This window comes from Synechococcus sp. UW105 (genome assembly GCF_900473935.1).
Lineage (GTDB): Bacteria > Cyanobacteriota > Cyanobacteriia > PCC-6307 > Cyanobiaceae > Synechococcus_C.
Genome location: NZ_UCNN01000008.1, coordinates 201,477 through 217,302, shown reverse-complemented (window position 1 = coordinate 217,302; position 15,826 = coordinate 201,477). Strand labels below are relative to the sequence as shown.

Annotated in this window: 11 protein-coding genes; 7 read left to right on the top strand and 4 right to left on the bottom strand. The window is 61.2% G+C overall.

Annotation, left to right across the window (positions count from 1 at the left end; all coding sequences use genetic code 11):
- Positions 1 to 35: 35 nt before the first annotated feature.
- Complete coding sequence (gene mutS, locus DXY16_RS03145; RefSeq protein WP_115119462.1) at positions 36 to 2,807, top strand: DNA mismatch repair protein MutS; 2,772 nt, start codon at positions 36 to 38, stop codon at positions 2,805 to 2,807.
- Positions 2,808 to 2,830: 23 nt separating this feature from the next.
- Here the strand turns inward: mutS and DXY16_RS03140 are convergent, their stop codons facing one another.
- Positions 2,831 to 3,532: a precorrin-8X methylmutase gene (locus DXY16_RS03140; protein WP_115119378.1), complete on the bottom strand. Its 702-nt coding sequence runs from the start codon at positions 3,530 to 3,532 to the stop codon at positions 2,831 to 2,833.
- Between DXY16_RS03140 and holA the strand changes: the two genes are divergently transcribed.
- Together holA and DXY16_RS03130 are read left to right on the top strand one after the other, a co-directional pair.
- Complete coding sequence (gene holA / locus DXY16_RS03135; protein ID WP_115119376.1) at positions 3,531 to 4,535, top strand: DNA polymerase III subunit delta; 1,005 nt, start codon at positions 3,531 to 3,533, stop codon at positions 4,533 to 4,535. The genes DXY16_RS03140 and holA overlap by 2 nt on opposite strands.
- Positions 4,536 to 4,565: 30 nt before the next feature.
- Positions 4,566 to 6,368, top strand: coding sequence for an aspartate kinase (locus tag DXY16_RS03130; RefSeq protein ID WP_115119374.1), 1,803 nt, complete (start codon positions 4,566 to 4,568; stop codon positions 6,366 to 6,368).
- A gap of 18 nt (positions 6,369 to 6,386) precedes the next feature.
- On the opposite strand, the gene DXY16_RS03125 is transcribed toward DXY16_RS03130, so the two are convergent.
- The 3 genes from DXY16_RS03125 to DXY16_RS03115 all read right to left on the bottom strand — a co-directional run bounded on the left by DXY16_RS03125 (position 6,387) and on the right by DXY16_RS03115 (position 10,197).
- A complete protein-coding gene (locus tag DXY16_RS03125) occupies positions 6,387 to 7,226 on the bottom strand; it encodes a methyltransferase domain-containing protein (protein WP_170953808.1) in 840 nt (279 codons plus the stop codon).
- A gap of 10 nt (positions 7,227 to 7,236) precedes the next feature.
- Positions 7,237 to 9,276, bottom strand: coding sequence for an excinuclease ABC subunit UvrB (uvrB, locus tag DXY16_RS03120; RefSeq protein WP_115119370.1), 2,040 nt, complete (start codon positions 9,274 to 9,276; stop codon positions 7,237 to 7,239).
- Between the two features lie 144 nt (positions 9,277 to 9,420).
- Entirely contained in the window at positions 9,421 to 10,197 is a 777-nt protein-coding gene (locus DXY16_RS03115; protein ID WP_115119368.1) for a DUF561 domain-containing protein, read from the bottom strand.
- A 35-nt stretch (positions 10,198 to 10,232) separates the two neighbouring features.
- On the opposite strand from DXY16_RS03115, the gene tilS reads away from it, so the two are divergent.
- From tilS to DXY16_RS03095, 4 genes are read left to right on the top strand one after another with little or no spacing between them, the layout of a single operon-like run.
- Complete coding sequence (gene tilS / locus DXY16_RS03110) at positions 10,233 to 11,267, top strand: tRNA lysidine(34) synthetase TilS (protein WP_115119366.1); 1,035 nt, start codon at positions 10,233 to 10,235, stop codon at positions 11,265 to 11,267.
- Between the two features lie 12 nt (positions 11,268 to 11,279).
- Positions 11,280 to 12,047, top strand: a complete 768-nt coding sequence (locus DXY16_RS03105) for a hypothetical protein (RefSeq protein WP_115119364.1) — start codon at positions 11,280 to 11,282, stop codon at positions 12,045 to 12,047.
- A 56-nt stretch (positions 12,048 to 12,103) separates the two neighbouring features.
- A complete protein-coding gene (locus DXY16_RS03100) occupies positions 12,104 to 12,859 on the top strand; it encodes a peptidylprolyl isomerase (protein WP_115119362.1) in 756 nt (251 codons plus the stop codon).
- Positions 12,856 to 15,825, top strand: coding sequence for a peptidase domain-containing ABC transporter (locus DXY16_RS03095; protein WP_115119360.1), 2,970 nt, complete (start codon positions 12,856 to 12,858; stop codon positions 15,823 to 15,825). The genes DXY16_RS03100 and DXY16_RS03095 overlap by 4 nt, the downstream gene beginning before the upstream one ends.
- Position 15,826: the final 1 nt, after the last annotated feature.

Genomic DNA, 15,826 nt, shown 5'->3' with positions numbered 1-15,826 from the left:
CGCCAGCGCTCCCCGTGCCCCAACTGGATCTGGCCATGCAGGGCAATCTGTTCGGGGATCCGGAGCCGGCAAGGCCGGACAACTCCCAGCCAACCGGGAGGGCAGATCGACACGGCAATGGCGACGGCACCACACCGCTGAATGACGCAGCCCTCACCGCTGATGCCGAAGCAAGGCCTCGACAGCGTCAGGCCTCGGAGGAGACCGCGACAGCCGCACAAGACGGTGTCAACGATCAGCCCGACAACGACAACCCCTCTGCAAACACCAGCCTGCTCGAAAGCAATGACGACGACCTGCCCGCCTGGAGCCATCACAGTCTCGTGGAGCCGGCGCAGCTCACGCCAATGCTGCGCCACTACGTTGAGCTGAAAGCAGCCCATCCGGAGCGGGTGCTGCTCTATCGACTCGGCGATTTCTTTGAATGCTTCTTCGAGGATGCGATCGAGCTCTCGCGCCTGCTGGAACTCACTCTCACAGGGAAGGAAGCAGGTAAAAGTGTCGGACGGGTGCCCATGGCGGGCATCCCCCACCACGCAGCCGAGCGTTACTGCTCCGATCTGATCCGCAAGGGGCGCAGCGTGGCACTCTGCGATCAACTGGAGGCTGCGCCAGCAAAGGGCAGCGCGAAGGGCACCTTGCTGCGGCGTGACATCACACGGGTGCTCACGCCAGGCACAGTGCTTGAAGAAGGCATGCTGAGCGCTCGCCGCAACAACTGGCTGGCCGCCGTGGTCGTGGAACCGGCACAGGGCAAGCAACCCTTTCGTTGGGGCCTGGCCAGCGCCGATGTGAGTACCGGAGAACTGGTGCTGCTGCAAATGGAAAGCAGCAGCGAACTGCATCAAGAGCTGGCGCGGCTCGATGCGGCGGAACTGCTTTGGGGACCTGGACACGAGCTCAATCCAAACGACAGCGCCAACGGCCGACCGGCCTGGTGTCCGGAACGACAGCGGCTCACGGCCATGGCCAGCACCCCCTTCAGCCGCCCGGAAGCAGAGCAGGCACTGCTCAGCCACTACCGTCTCGCAACCATTGATGGCCTCGGTCTGCAGAACCACCCCCTGGCCTTAAGAGCTGCCGGAGGACTGCTCGCCTATCTCAACGAAACCCGACCGCTGGAAGAGGATGACCTCAATGCGCCTCCACTGGATCGACCGAGCCTGCGCTTCAACGGTGATGCACTGGTGCTGGATGCCCAAACCCGACGCAACCTCGAACTGACCTCAACCCAGCGTGATGGTCAATTTCAAGGCTCCCTGCTCTGGGCGATCGACCGAACCCTCACCGCCATGGGTAGTCGCTGTCTACGCCGCTGGCTCGAAGCCCCGTTGGTGAAGACGCAGGCCATCCAGCAACGTCAATCCACCGTCAGCACCCTCGTGGAGAACCGGCCACTGCGGCAGGCCCTGCGGCGTTTGCTGCGGCCGATGGGAGACCTTGAACGTCTGGCGGGGCGCGCTGGAGCCGGCCAGGCTGGCGCTCGTGATCTCGTCGCCATCGCTGATGGGCTCGAACGGCTGCCCTTGCTAGCGGAACTGATCAGCGAACGCCTCAACGCTGGCCCCCACTGGCTCGAGCACTTGCTGGTACCGGATCGCGAACTCCAGAGCCTGGCTCGCACGATCCGACACGAACTCGTGGAGAACCCTCCTCTGAACCTGAGTGAGGGTGGTCTGATCCACGACAGCGTCGACCCCCTCCTTGATGGGCTACGCAACCAGCTCGACGACCAGGACAGCTGGTTGGCGGACCAGGAACTTCTCGAACGCCAGCTGAGCGGCAACACCAATCTGCGCCTGCAATATCACCGCACCTTTGGCTACTTCCTCTCCGTGAGCCGCGCCAAATCCACGTCCGTGCCCGACCACTGGATCCGCCGCCAAACCCTGGCCAACGAAGAACGCTTCATCACCCCCGACCTAAAGGCACGAGAAGGCACCATCTTTCAGCTCAGAGCTCGCAGCGCTCAACGCGAATACGAACTGTTCTGCACCCTGCGGGAGGAGGTGGGCCAGCACGCTGAAGCAATCCGAAGATCAGCCCGAGCCGTTGCTGGTTTGGATGCCCTCAGCAGCCTGGCGGACGTGGCCGCCACCGAAGGTTGGTGCGCACCTGAGATCAATGACAGCCGCGCGCTGATCGTGGAGGCCGGCCGCCATCCTGTGGTGGAACAACTGCTGGTGGAAGAGCACTTCACACCCAACGACATCGGGCTCGGAAGCGACATCGACCTGGTGGTTTTGACCGGCCCCAATGCCAGCGGCAAGAGCTGCTATCTCCGTCAGATCGGTCTGATCCAGCTGCTTGCCCAAATGGGTGGATGGGTGCCGGCGCAGTCGGCTTGCATCGGTATCGCCGACCGCATCTTCACCCGTGTTGGCGCCGTTGATGATCTGGCAGCAGGCCAATCCACCTTCATGGTGGAAATGGCCGAAACCGCCAACATCCTCCACCACGCCAGTGAACGATCGTTGGTGCTTTTGGACGAGATCGGGAGAGGCACCGCCACCTTCGATGGCCTCTCAATCGCCTGGGCCGTGAGTGAGCACCTGGCTGGCGAACTCCAAGCCAGGACTGTGTTCGCCACCCATTACCACGAACTCAATGCCCTGGCGGATCAACGGGGCAATGTGGCCAATTACCAGGTCCTTGTGAAAGAAACCGGGGAAGACCTCCTGTTCCTGCATCAAGTCGCCCCTGGAGGCGCCAGCCGCAGCTATGGCATCGAAGCAGCACGACTGGCGGGCGTGCCCACACCGGTGGTGCAAAGGGCTCAGCAGGTGCTGGATCAACTCGCTGCCTGAACTGCCTCCCCCAAAGCGAATGCCTAAGCGCTTGCTCCTGCCCGCAGCAACGCATTGCAAGCTGCCGCCACCAGGCCTGCACCGCCACGGGTTCCTTCGAGCCGGATCTGGGGCAGGTCCGTGGCTGCCAAACGACGTTTGCTTTCTGGTACGCCCACAAACCCAACGGGCATCCCGATCACCAGGCTGGGCGCAGCTGCACCCTCCAACAGTTGGTCCATCAGTTGCTCCAGCGCAGTCGGGGCACTGCCCACCAACAACAGCGGCAATGGCCTGGCCTCTGCCAATGCACGGCGAGAGAGCACGGGCCAGCAGGCTGCCATCGCAGCGGCCGAGCGGGTCGACCCTTCCGGTGCTTGGGAAGGGGCCCAATCCAGTAAGGAATTGACTGCATTCCCTCCCGTGCGCTTGGCCATCGGTGCCACCGCCGCTGCTGCCATCGCCGTGTCGGTGAGAATCAGCGCACCGGCCTGAAGCGCTGCCAGGCCCTGGTCGCAGGCCCCTGCACTGAACCGGAGCAAAGGAGCCAAAGAAGGATCCCCACTGCTGTGCACAAGCCGTTCCAAAACCTGCTGCTGCAGAGGGTCTAAACCGGTGTCGCCGAGCAACAGGCGAATGCGTCGGATGCTTTCGGTGAAGATCGGATGATCGCTGTGCACCTCTTGGGTCACAAGGGCTTGCGGCAGGGGGCAGACTTCAGCATCCTCCGCGGTCACGCCTGCCATGCCCGTGCACCTGTTCTGGGGCGACGACAGCGCAGCCCTTGAAAGAGCAGTGACAAAGCTGATCGACAGCGTGGTGGACCCAACCTGGAGCAGCATCAATCTCAGTCGCCTCGATGGTGGCGACAGCGGCCAAGCCCTGCAGGCTCTGGAGGAGGCCCGAACCCCGCCGTTTGGCAGCGGCGACCGGCTGGTGCTTTTACAACGGTCTCCCTTCTGCAATGCCTGTCCAAGCGAACTGGCCGACCGCTTCGACGCTGCCCTTGAGTTAATCCCCGACACAAGCCATCTGGTGCTGTGCAACCCGGCCAAGCCCGATGGCCGTTTGCGCACCACCAAGACCCTTCAGAAACGGATCAAAGCCAAGCTCGCCAATGAAGAGCGATTTCAACTCCCGGCCGTCTGGGATGGAGCTGGCCAGCGCCAACTGGTGGAACGCACCGCGAGCGAGCTCGCACTCGACCTGGAGCCCACGGCAGTGGATGCTCTGATCGATGCCATTGGCAATGACAGTGCGCGGCTGAGTGCGGAACTGCAGAAACTTGCCCTTCATGCCAGCAGCACCGGCAGCACCACGATCACTGCCGATGCTGTGGCTGCATTGATTGATGGCCAAGCCGCCAATGCTTTGCAGGTGGGCGATGCCTTGCTGGAAGGCCAGGTGGGCGAAGCCATCTGTCGCCTGGATGCATTGATCGATGCCGGTGAACCAGCCCTGCGCATCGTGGCAACCCTCACCGGCCAGATCCGGGGATGGCTTTGGGTGAGCCTGATGGAACAACAAGGCGAACGGGATGTCGCCGTGATCGCCAAAGCGGCGGGAATCGGCAACCCCAAACGCATTTATGTAATGCGCAAGCAGTTGCAAGGTCGCCCGCCAAACCGCTGCCTCAACCTGCTCGGTCGGCTGCTGGAAGTGGAAGCATCACTGAAACGCGGAGCCCAGCCGGCTGCTGCCTTCCGGGATGGGCTCTTGGGAGCCGCAGCCGGTGGGGGAGCCCAGTGAGACAATCACCAGCGGTATGAGACGGCTGGCATGGCGCTGCTGGTGCAGAAATTCGGTGGCACCTCCGTCGCTGATGTGGAGCGCATCAAGGCGGTAGCCCAGCGCATTGCCGCCAGCAAAGAGGAGGGCAACGATCTGGTGATCGTGGTGTCGGCCATGGGCCACACCACTGACGAGCTCACCAGCAAGGCACGGGCGATTAGCAGTGACCCACCCCAGCGAGAGATGGACATGCTGCTGGCCACCGGGGAGCAGGTGTCGATCGCCCTGCTGTCGATGGCCCTCAATGCCCTTGGCATCCCAGCGGTGTCAATGACAGGGCCCCAAGTGGGAATCGTGACGGAATCGGCCCACGGACGAGCGCGCATCCTCGAAGTGCGGACCAACCGGCTGCGCAGTCGTCTCGATGAGGGTCAGGTGGTCGTCGTGGCAGGGTTCCAAGGCACTAGCCAGAGCAGCGGCGGAACCGCGGAGATCACCACGCTGGGCAGAGGCGGCTCCGACACCTCTGCCGTAGCCCTGGCGGCAGCACTCGGTGCGGATGCTTGTGAGATTTACACCGATGTCCCCGGGGTGCTCACCACCGACCCGCGCAAGGTGAAAGATGCCCAACTGATGCCTCAGGTGAGCTGCGACGAGATGCTCGAACTCGCCAGTCTCGGCGCCGCGGTGCTCCATCCCAGGGCTGTGGAGATCGCACGCAATTACGGCGTCACCCTCGTGGTGCGCTCCAGTTGGAGCAATGAACCCGGCACCACCCTCACCAGTCGCAGCGGCCGACCGATCGGCCGCGACGGACTCGAACTGGGCCGGCCGGTTGATGGCGCTGACCTGGTGGAAGACCAGGCCGTGCTGGCCCTTTCCCATGTGCCAGATCAACCGGGCGTGGCTGCCAAGCTCTTCGAAGCCCTCTCCGCCGGAGGCGTGAATGTGGACCTGATCATTCAGGCCACCCACGAAGGCAGCAGCAACGACATCACCTTCACCGTTGCCGATGCAGATCTGCCCACAGCGCGGGCGATTTGCGCAGGCCTTCTGGATCGTGATGGGGGGCAGCTTGTCGCACAAGGCGGCATGAGCAAGCTGAGTATTAATGGCGCCGGGATCATGGGCCGCCCAGGCATTGCCGCCGGTCTCTTCGACACTCTCTCCAGGGCCGGTATCAATCTGCGCCTGATCGCCACCAGCGAAGTGAAGCTGAGCTGCGTCATCGATGCGGAATTCGGCGGCAAAGCACTACGAGCCGTCTCCGACGCCTTTGAACTCGATGAACACCAGGTTCACCTCAATCCACCAACGTCCGGAGAAGGCGAGCCCGAAGTACGCGGCGTTGCCCTCGATCGCGATCAGGCCCAGGTGAGTGTGCGCCATGTGCCCGACAAGCCGGGCACTGCAGCAGCCCTCTGCTCCGCCCTCGCTGATGCGAGCATCAGTCTGGACGCGATCGTGCAGTCGGAACGGCAACATGCCGACGGCAGCCGCGACATCACCTTCACCCTCAAGCGGGACGAGCGCTCGCGCGCCGATCAGGCGCTCGCACCTTTGCTTGCCCAGTGGCCTGGTGCCCAGCTTGAGGATGGCCCCGCCATCGCCCGCGTTAGTGCCGTTGGAGCAGGCATGCCTGCCACCGCCGGGACAGCTGGCCGGATGTTCCGCTATCTGGCCGATGCCGGCCTCAATATCGAACTGATCGCCACCAGCGAAATCCGTACCAGTTGCGTGGTGGCAGAAGCCGATGGCATCGCTGCCGTTCAAGCGGTCCATGCCGGCTTCGGACTCGGCGGCAACGAAGTGCATCAGGCCCAGGGCAGCGAATCACCTCTAGAGGGCTAAGCCCCAAAGCTGCCGGCTTCAACGCCGGCGCAACACCATCCAGGTGGAGTGGTAATCCAGCACCGCTGGCCCTTCGCGTAATTGCTGATCCAAGACACGCCGCAGACGAACCAATTGGGAGCGCGAATACCGAGAGCTTGGTGGACGGGCGCCGATCAGTGCGAAGTGGCGCAAGTAGGCCAGGGCCGAATCCACCGCGACCGCGTTGGCAAACGATCCACAACCAACCCAAATGAACCTGGAATCGAGGCAGCGTTGCGCCGCTGGCCCAATCAAATCCTGTTCTGCGGGCAGCTCGATTAAATGATTGGGTAAGGACGCCGCTGACAGAGCCCTCCTGAGCAAGGCCAAGCTGCGGGCATCTGGCACCACGAGGGCCAACCAATCACCAGGTTGGAGCAGCCTCGCCCACACCTCACGCAACACCGTCAGCGGGGCCTCACTCCACTGGAGCGCATAGCTGGACAGGATCAGACGCATGCCATCGGCAACAGGCGTCTCGGCGAGAACACGCACCAGATCGGAGCTGAAGGCATCAACGGACAGCCCCTGCACCGCTCCATGACGCTCTGAGAGCAGAGCCATGGCGTGAGCCACCATTTCGGGAGCCTGATCCAATAGCAGCAGCTGACGAGGTGGCAGCTGCCCTTGGTCCTGCAACAGATCCAGCCAGGCACGCGTGGCCAGACCAGTGCCGCATCCAAGATCGAGCAGACAATCAGGCGCCTTGACAGGGCCAGCGCTGCTGTCAGACGCGAGCAACCGCCATGCTTCCTCTACCAGCCGATCGGCTGCCAACCGCTGAGGTGTTGCCGCAGCGTCATAGGTGGAGACCGCAGCACCGAACGACGAGTTCAAAAGAATCGGCTCAAGCCTTACCCACCAGTTTCTGGCGCAACTGCTTAATGCGATCCCGCAGATTGGCGGCCTCTTCAAAATCCAGCTTCTTGGCAGCGTCTTTCATGCGCAGCTCAAGCTGATCGATCAGTTCCGGCAGGGCATCAAGGGCCATGCCATCGACATCATCCTCAATCGCCTTCACAGCCTTACCAGCCACCTTGACGAGATCGGCGTCAGGCCCATCAGACTTGAGTTTCCGAGACAACTCCAGAAAAGAGAGAATCGAATTGCTGGCTTTTTTACCAGCGGCCCTGGGCACGATGCCGTGCTTTTCGTTGTAGGCCTGCTGGATACAGCGTCGCCGCTCGGTCTCCTCAATCGCCTTGGCCATGGAGTCCGTCATGTTTTCGGCATACAGCAAGGCCATCCCCTCAACATGGCGTGCCGCCCGACCGATGGTCTGAATCAACGAGCGCTCGGCGCGCAGAAAGCCCTCCTTGTCGGCATCAAGGATTGCCACGAGCGACACCTCCGGCAGATCCAGTCCCTCCCGCAGCAGGTTGACCCCAACCAGTACGTCGTATTCACCGAGCCGTAAGTCCTGAATGATCTCGATTCGTTCAATCGAGTGGATCTCCGAATGCAGATAGCGCACTCTGACGCCGTTCTCCGCCATGTAATCGGTGAGATCCTCGGCCATGCGTTTGGTCAGCGTGGTCACCAAAACCCGCTGCTGCTTCTTGGCACGCGTGCGGATCTCCCCAAGCAGATCATCCACCTGACCGGTGGTGGGGCGCACTTCCACCACCGGGTCGAGCACGCCGGTAGGACGGATCACCTGCTCGGCTACCTGCCCCTCGCTTTCGTTCATCTCCCACTTGCCTGGCGTGGCACTCACGAACACCGTCTGGCGGGCCTTGGTCCAGAACTCCTCAGCCTTGAGAGGGCGATTATCAGCAGCACTGGGGAGGCGGAAGCCATGGTCGATCAGCACCTTCTTACGGGCCTGGTCGCCGTTGTACATCGCTTGCAACTGAGAGCAGGTGACATGACTCTCATCCACGATCAGCAGCCAGTCATCAGGGAAATAATCGATGAGGCATTCCGGTGGCGAACCGGGCTCCCGACCGGCCAGATGACGGGCGTAGTTCTCCACTCCATTGCAGTAGCCCACCTGATCCAACATCTCCAGGTCATAGGTGGTGCGCTGCTCTAGCCGCTGGGCCTCGAGGAGCTTGCCTTCGGCGTTGAGGAGGTCGAGCCGTTCCCTGAGCTCGGTGCGGATGTCCTTAATCGCCAGATTCAAACGCTCCTTAGGCGTCACAAAGTGTTTGGCCGGGTAGATATTGATCGTCTCCAAGCTCTGGAGGATCTCACCCGTCGTGGGATCCACATAACGGATCGCCTCCACTTCATCCCCAAAGAGCTCGATGCGCACCAACCGGTCTTCGTACGCAGGGCCAATTTCGAGCACATCTCCACGCACCCGGAAACGACCCCGAGTGATGTCGGTGTCGTTGCGGCTGTACTGGTTGTTCACCAGCTCTCGCAGCGATCCCCTCAGATCAAGGCTCTCTCCCACCTGGAACTTGACAGAAGCCTTGAGGTATTCGCTTGGAATCCCGAGACCGTAAATGCAACTGATCGACGCAACAACAATCACATCGTTGCGCTCAAAGAGGGAACGGGTCGCGGAGTGGCGCAACATGTCGATCTCTTCGTTGATCGACGCTGTCTTGGCGATGTAGGTATCGCTGACCGGAACGTAAGCCTCCGGTTGGTAGTAGTCGTAATAGGAGATGAAATATTCGACTGCGTTTTGAGGGAAAAACTCCCTCAACTCATTGCAGAGCTGAGCCGCCAAGGTCTTGTTATGGGCCAGCACCAATGCCGGCCGGCCGGTCTTAGCGATCACGTTCGCCATCGTGAACGTCTTGCCGGTGCCTGTCGCTCCCAGCAGCGTCTGGTAGCGCTGACCGCTATTCACCCCCTCCACTAACTGGGCGATTGCTTTGGGCTGATCCCCTTGGGGGGTGTATGGGGCGGTGAGGTCGTACTGGGGATTCACGTCACTGCCAGCGCGGCCGAGGATCCAGTTTATGGCGCCAGCCCAGGCCGTTGGGGCGCATGCGGCAGTTGGCGTGCAGCCACAAAAAAAGGCGTGATGCAATCACGCCCCTTGGTCTGGATCAGGAGAACAACAACCAAACGATCACAACCGCAGCAAAGAGGCGCTGGTGCCCAAGGCCTCGCGAAGACTGCGCACCACAGCCACCATGGCCAGCTCATCACTGAGACGATTCACCGCAGAACCGACACCCACACCGGCAGCCCCAGCGGCAATCGCCATCGGCAGGGTGACGGACGAAAGCCCAGAGGCGCAAAGAACAGGCACGGACACACCGGCCTGCTGCAGTGCAGCGTTGATGCTGTGAGTCGCCGCCAATGTGGGCGCAGCCTTTTCAATCAGTCCAAGCGTGCCGGCACTGAAAGGTTTAGCGCTGGTGCCGCCTTCGGTCTGAATCAGATCAGCACCAGCTGCCACCAGATCCAGCGCCAATTGCTGCTGCTCGTCCATGGGCAACACATGGGGCACAGTGACACTCATCACCACCCCGGGCAGGAGGGCACGGGTCTGGCGTGTGAGCTCCAGAACTTCGTCGGCTGAAAAGAGGCGGCCCTGGGGATAAAAAGCATCGAAGTTGCCGATCTCAACCATCACGGCACCAGCGGCGACAGCGGCGGGAAAGAGCTCGGGATCGACAGCTGACACACAGACCGGCACACCGCCCGATTCATGGACCGCCAAAGAGACAAGCTCGGGATCACAGGCCACATCGATCAGATCAGCACCACCATGGCCTGCCGCACGGGCAACTCGGGCGACGGAAGCGGGATCGAAGTTCATCAGACCAGCAATCACCTTCAGAGCCGAGCGCTGCTCAAGGCGCTGACGCAGGGTGGTAGGCAGCTGAGCGAGGCGGGTCATCAAGCCAGAGTCAGAGACGTTGATTCTCCCACCGCATGGATCCCCAGGCTGATCCAGCCCTAAGCAGCTGCTGGTCGGGCTGGCACGATCGTTTGCACCGCGAGCTTCTCAAGCAGCCCAAGCTGCTGCCCCAGGGGGCGATGCTGCTGCTGGCGGTGTCTGGTGGGCAAGACTCGATGGCCCTGACCGCCCTGCTACTAGGCCTGCGCCGACTCCACAACTGGACGCTTCATGGCTGGCATGGTGATCACAGCTGGCATCAGGGATCCAGTGCGATCGCCACAGAACTGCAGCGCTGGTACGAAGACCAGGGCCTCCGCCTTGCCATCAGCCGTGCCAATGCCGAGCAAGCCGGTAGCGAGGCCAAGGCCCGTGACTGGCGCTATGACCAGCTGGGTCGCACCGCCGTAGAGATCAGCCAAGCCCATCCGGATCTGCCCTGTCGCCGGGTGATCTGCGCCCACACCGCTACCGACAAAGCCGAAACCCTGCTGCTCCAGATGGCTCGCGGTACGGACCTGGCTGGCCTGGGCAGCCTGCGGCGAGAACGGACTCTCGATAGCGCCAACGACCCCACGCTGCTTCTCGTGCGACCCCTACTGAGCTTCACGCGCAAGGAAACCGCCACGATCTGCTCAGAACTGAAGTTGCCGATCTGGAACGATCCAAGCAACAACGATCTGAGGTTCGGCCGGAACCGCATCCGCCAGGAAGTCCTGCCGGTACTCAACGCCATGCACCCTGGGTGTGAACAACGGATGGCTCATCTCTCCGAACGACTCTCCCAACTGGAAGACAGCCAATCCGCCTTACTTCAGCTCAGCCTCAGAACTCTGCAGCAAGGCCCAGGCCTGAACCGACGCCACGTCGCAGCTCTGGCCCCTGGCCTGCGCCGAATGCTGTTAGCCCAATGGCTGAGGGACCAAGGCGCACCACCCCTCAATCACCGACAACTCGACGATCTGACCTCAGCCACCGCCTCTGGGGAGGGACCTGGAGGTAGAGATCTCGGCTGCGGCTGGCGCATCCAGTGGGACAAGAACGCACTACAACTGGAGCAGAAGCCTTGAGGCCTTGTGGACATGGATGTTCAGCAGCAGTATCTCGCCGCTGAACAGGCCTATGGCGATGGCAATTTCCAACAGGCAGAGACCATCGCCAGCAGCCTTCTCCGCCAGCTCGAAACAGGAACAAGGTCGGGTGCGGAGCAGGACGCCCGTCTGGCCTGGCGCGCGTTTGTAGCCCTGTTACTGGGACACATCTACTTCCATGGATTGGATCAATCGAAACAGGCACTGGATCACTACCAGCTGGTGCTGAACAGCCATCCTCCTGACACCCTGCGCGATCTCGCTCAACAAGGGCTGGATCGCTGCAAAGGCCTGGCTGAGCTGGAGCAGGGCCAGACGCCAGACGAGCCGGAGACAAAAACAGGCGATGCGCTCGACAACAGCTCGGAGACCCGAAGCGATGAAAACATCGGCCAAGCGCTGATCCGAGATCCCTTCCTCCAAAGCTCCCTCAGCCCACCCACCCAGCTCCAACCCGTGGCATCGGCCACACCCTGGCTCAACAGCACGACATCAACGCGTGAATCAATCCTGGCCCAGACCGACAGGACCGTCGTGCCGTCCAAACCCCAGCCACCAGAGCCAGAGATTGTCGATCCGAGCAGCGACAAGACCAAGCTGGACAGCACCTCACCATCAGGCACGGACTCTGAACCAATCCGTCAGGACGAAACGATCGAAGCGGACACCGATCGCCTGGATGCAGAAGCATCGGTCCAAAAAGGTCTCGATCTGACGCCTTGGCTGCTGCGCAAGACCCTTTCCTTCAACAAGCTTTGAACAAAACTGCCTAGGCCTGCCAACAGACCTAGCTTGCATTCAAGTGGCCAATTCGCGTGCTCGAACCAATGCTGCCCGATCTGCGATCGGTGCTCAGTCCAGAGGCCCTAAAGCTACTCACCAAGCATGGACTGCTGGATTCGTTAATCGAACGGATGCTGGTGAGTGATATCACCAACATGGTGACGCTCACTGAGGAAACTCAAAAGGCTGCCATCAATAACTTTCTGCGCCAGCAGAACGCCCCCTCTGCGGAAGCCCTGAACGAACTCATCAGCTCCAGCGGCCTGAGTGAAGAGGCTTTTTACGAGCAGCTTTTTCGACCCGCTCGGATGGCTCAGTTAGCAAAAGAGGAATTTGGTGCCAAAGCAGAAGCCCGTTTCCTCTCCCAAAAAGCTCGTCTCGATCGCGTCGTCTATAGCCTGCTGCGGCTGAGCAGCCAATCCCAGGCCCAGGAGCTCTATCTCCGCATCGCTCACGGGGAAGCCAACTTCAGCGACCTGGCGGGGCGCTACTCCCAGGGAATGGAACGCAACACCAACGGTGTGATCGGACCGGTTCCCCTGAACCAAGCCCATCCCACACTGTCGGAAAAACTGCGGGCCGCCCGGCCAGGCATGCTGCTGGAGCCGTTCCGGATCGACCGCTGGTGGGTCGTCACCCGGCTGGAACGATTTGCACCGGCCAGCTTCGATGAACGCATGGCCGAGCAGATGAGCATGGAACTGCTTCAGGAATGGTTAAAAGAGGAAACTGGCCGCCATTTGCAAGCACTTTCCACTCAAACTGACGCCGGTTCCGCTTCCTCATGAACCAGAACGTCATCAACCAACTCCTGCAGCATGAGGCCTTCAAGGGGCTGAGCGATCCTGCCCGAATTCGGTTGCAGGATGGCATTGAGTTGCTGTCATTCGAACTCGGCCAACAGCTCGTGGATCCAGGGGTGATTCCTGGTCGGGTGCTGATCCTGATTGAGGGCCGTGCGCGTCTGGTGGGCAACGACCAGGGGCGATTGATCTCCCTGGGGAAATTTGACCCAGGGGCAGTCCTCGGTGCCGCCAGCCTGCTGTGCGGTCGTAGTTGCGAAAACCTGATCGCCAGCGATGCCCTCAAGGCTGCCGCCATTGGTGATGAGCTTTGGGCTCACCTCTACCAGGAGGAAGAGAGCTTCCGCCGCTGGTGCGACAGCCAGCTCTGGGGTCAGGAGGTCATCGCCCTGATGCAGGATCTGCAGCAAAGCAATGCACGGGCTGAAGGCAGCTCTCTGCGCCTTCTGCCAGATACGCTGCGCGCCGCCGAACGGGTGCCCCTCAACCCGGCTGCAATCAAAGCCGCAGACGCTGATCAACGCGATGTATTCCTTGTCTCAGCCTGGAACGGCAGCACCCCAGGAACAGCCATTCAAGAAGAAACGCTGCCAGCGGAGAGCAAGCCGTTTCCGTCACGGCTGATCAGCCTCCCCAGGCCACTGGTGGAGATGATCATCAGCTCGGCTGAACAAACCGACACAGCCAACGAACCAGAACCAGCACCTACAACCAAGGCAAACGACGACCAAGGATCCCAAGCGCTCTCGACCCTGCAGGCTGGTCCGACACCTGTGAGTCGCTTCGACCCCAGCGGTGATGTGCTTGATCAGCTGCGCCTGATTCGTGCTGAAGGCGTCCTGCAGGAGACCCTGGCCTGCTTCCAGATGCTGGCGCAGCTGATGAAACTGCCCGTGCGCCGCGATGCCATTGACAAGGTTCTGCGCGAAACCATTCGCCGTGGCCAAACCCCCAATCTGCGGCTGTGCGGCCAGATTGCTGCGGGCCTTGGTCTGCACGTGTCCGGAGCCCGAGTCGGTGCGGCGATGGGAACCCGGCTACAGACCCCAACGCTGATCCCCTGGGGCGAAAGCTTTGCCGTCGTGGCCCGCAGCAACCAGAACGGACTCACCCTGGCGTCCCCCCGTGACGGCATCGTCAACCTGCAGCCCGAGCAACTGGAAGACACCTTCCCCGAAGGCATCGATCTGCTCTTGCTGGATCGCACCAACACCACCCCGAACGAAACCTTCGGACCCAACTGGTTCTGGCCCGCCCTGAAACGCCACCGTGCCGTGTTGGTGCAGGTGCTCGTCGCCAGCTTCGTGGTGCAACTGTTCGCTCTCGCCAACCCCCTCCTAATCCAGGTCATCATCGACAAGGTGATCACCCAACGCAGCCTCGACACGCTCCAAGTGCTTGGCATCGCCTTGGTGGTCGTCACCTTGCTGGAGGGAGTGCTCGGCAGCCTCAAGACATTCCTGTTCTCAGAAACAACCAACCGAATCGACCAGCGCCTTGGTGCAGAGGTGATTGATCACCTCCTGCGGCTGCCCTTGGGATATTTCGACAAACGTCCCGTTGGTGAACTGGGCTCTCGCATCGGCGAGCTGGAGAAGATCCGCAATTTCCTCACGGGCCAAGCCCTCACCACCCTTCTGGATGCTTGCTTCTCAGTGATCTACATCCTTGTGATGGTGGTCTACAGCTGGCTTCTCACCCTGATCGCCCTGGCGGTTCTACCAATTCAAGTGGGGCTCACCCTGATCGGGGCTCCCTTGTTCCGGCGCCAATATCGCCAGGCAGCAGAAGCAAACGCCAAGACTCAGAGCCATCTGGTGGAGGTGCTCACGGGGATCCAAACCGTGAAAAGCCAGAACGTTGAGATGGTGAGCCGCTTCTCCTGGCAAGAGTTCTACGCCGGCTACATCAATCGCTCGTTTGAAAAAACGATCAGCGGCACCGTGCTGAGCCAAACCTCCCAGGTGCTGCAGAAGCTCTCCCAGCTGATGGTGCTATGGGTTGGCGCCACTCTCGTTCTCAGTGGTGATCTCACCCTGGGTCAGTTGATCGCCTTCCGGATCATCTCCGGCTATGTCACCCAGCCCCTCCTTCGCCTCTCCAGCATCTGGCAGAACATTCAGGAACTGAAGGTCAGTTTCGAGCGACTGGCCGATGTCATTGACACCCCCCAGGAGTCGAACGAAGTCGACAAGGCCAAGGTGCCATTGCCACCAATCGAAGGAGCAGTGAACTTCGAGAACCTCACCTTCCGGTTCCGTCCCGATGCAGCTCCTGTCCTCAAAGATGTGAACCTGCAGATCAAGGCAGGCACCTTTGTAGGAATCGTCGGCCAGAGCGGAAGCGGCAAGAGCACACTGATGAAACTCTTGCCTCGCCTCTACGCGCCTGAGGAAGGTCGCATCCTCATCGATGGCTATGACATCGACAAGGTTGAGCTCTATTCCCTACGACGGCAAATCGGAATCGTGCCTCAGGATCCGTTGCTGTTCTCCGGCACAATCAGCGAAAACATTGCCCTCACGCAGCCCGATGTCGGTAGTGATGAGATCGTGATGGCCGCCAAGTTGGCCGATGCCCATGACTTCATCATGGAGCTGCCCAGCGGCTATAGCTCACCGGTGGGCGAACGCGGTGCCTCCCTGAGTGGGGGCCAACGCCAACGCATCGCCATCGCACGCACCTTGCTCAGCAACCCCAAGCTGCTGGTGATGGATGAGGCCACCAGCGCCCTTGACTACGAAACAGAACGCCGTGTCTGCGACAACCTGGTGCAAGCCCTGCAGGACTGCACGGTGTTCTTCATCACCCACCGTCTGGCCACCGTGCGCCGCGCCGATGTGATTGTGGTGATGCATCTTGGAGTGGTCGCCGAAGTCGGCAGCCACGATGAATTGATGGCCAAGCGCGGCCGTTACTACGCGCTCTACCGCCAACAGGAGGCCAGCTGAC

What these genes read in the sequence shown, in the direction of transcription:
- mutS (WP_115119462.1), top strand. Translation starts at nt 36, where the DNA reads ATGCAGGGCAATCTGTTCGGGGATCCGGAGCCGGCAAGGCCGGACAAC.
- holA (WP_115119376.1), top strand. Translation starts at nt 3,531, where the DNA reads ATGCCCGTGCACCTGTTCTGGGGCGACGACAGCGCAGCCCTTGAAAGA.
- DXY16_RS03140 (WP_115119378.1), bottom strand. Translation starts at nt 3,532, where the DNA reads ATGGCAGGCGTGACCGCGGAGGATGCTGAAGTCTGCCCCCTGCCGCAA.
- DXY16_RS03130 (WP_115119374.1), top strand. Translation starts at nt 4,566, where the DNA reads ATGGCGCTGCTGGTGCAGAAATTCGGTGGCACCTCCGTCGCTGATGTG.
- DXY16_RS03115 (WP_115119368.1), bottom strand. Translation starts at nt 10,197, where the DNA reads ATGACCCGCCTCGCTCAGCTGCCTACCACCCTGCGTCAGCGCCTTGAG.
- tilS (WP_115119366.1), top strand. Translation starts at nt 10,233, where the DNA reads ATGGATCCCCAGGCTGATCCAGCCCTAAGCAGCTGCTGGTCGGGCTGG.
- DXY16_RS03105 (WP_115119364.1), top strand. Translation starts at nt 11,280, where the DNA reads ATGGATGTTCAGCAGCAGTATCTCGCCGCTGAACAGGCCTATGGCGAT.
- DXY16_RS03095 (WP_115119360.1), top strand. Translation starts at nt 12,856, where the DNA reads ATGAACCAGAACGTCATCAACCAACTCCTGCAGCATGAGGCCTTCAAG.